Source organism: Arsenophonus sp. ENCA, assembly GCF_002287155.1.
GTDB lineage: Bacteria > Pseudomonadota > Gammaproteobacteria > Enterobacterales > Enterobacteriaceae > Arsenophonus > Arsenophonus nilaparvatae.
Genome location: NZ_NHNG01000170.1, coordinates 1 through 1,089 on the forward strand (window position 1 = coordinate 1; position 1,089 = coordinate 1,089).

The following is a 1,089-nucleotide window of genomic DNA, read 5'->3' on the forward strand; positions in this document are numbered from 1 at the left end:
ACTGCTCAGAATAATACTGGTAAATATATTACTAAGTCTATGCGTGCTTAAATTAAAGAGGAAAATATGACAGCAATAAGTACTTCTGATAATAGAGCTATTTTGTATCAAACGGATCGGAATATTGATGATACCGATACTATTTCAAATAAGGAAAAAACTTCTTTAGCTGGATTTTCGCTATCAGCAATTGATATACACAATATAATAAATAATAGCCCCCAGGATGAAGCGGAAAAATCTGCAATACGACGACCAGATGTTAAGAGTTACGGAAAGGTTCAAGCTAGTGATGTGAAAAATGCTTTTGAGGATTTACTTACCAGTATTGAAAAGAAAGAAAAATTATTTAACTTTTCTCTATCAGATGAAGATCTTGCGAGTATTGCTGATACTATAAATCGTTTTGAGATTACAAAGTTAGCGAATGGCTATACAGGTAACCAGGATAGCTTACTTCTGGCAATGGTTAAGGCAGCTTTGAGTCAGTCAGAGACCTGTCGTCAATTAGCCAATATGGAGACTAAGATCGCATACGACTCAATTAAATCAAGTGCTAGTAATACGGTTATGGCGGCTCAGGAAGGGCAAAAACAAGCTATAACAACGGCAATGGTTTCTCTTGCTATGGCGGGTACTGCAACTTTTGATTCGATTAAGAGCTTAAAGAATCAAATTTCGTCACTGAAACTTCATGAAACTCAATCGGTTAAACACAGCGCAGCTGCAACAGAACATCGAAATGCGGCGTTAAATGCCTCTCGTGATCCAGATATAAATAATGAAGCGGTAGAAAGCTTGATGGCTAAATCTCACGAATTGCAGAATAAAGCCCAGTTTGCACAGGTGGCTGGACGCGAAGCACAAAAAATCTTCGTAGCTTCAAATGCAGTACAGCAAAATTCGGCATCGGTGGGTCAGATGGCAGGGCAACAGCATGCAACAGCGCAAGCAGAAAAATCTGGGCAATCACAGATGGATTCTGCGCAAGAACGTACTTTTAGTGAAGTAGCGCAAATATCTAAAAAAAATCATGAAGAATCCATCGCCTTAGTGAAAAAAGCCTTAGAGATGTTCTTGGAAGAAAGC

1 protein-coding gene is annotated in these 1,089 nt (G+C 38.7%); it reads left to right on the forward strand.

Going from position 1 to position 1,089, the window contains the following annotated elements; translation table 11 throughout:
* Positions 1–66 precede the first annotated feature (66 nt).
* The coding region (locus CBG25_RS04470) for a hypothetical protein (protein WP_290604866.1) at positions 67–1,089 on the forward strand (1,023 nt) is incomplete at its 3' end.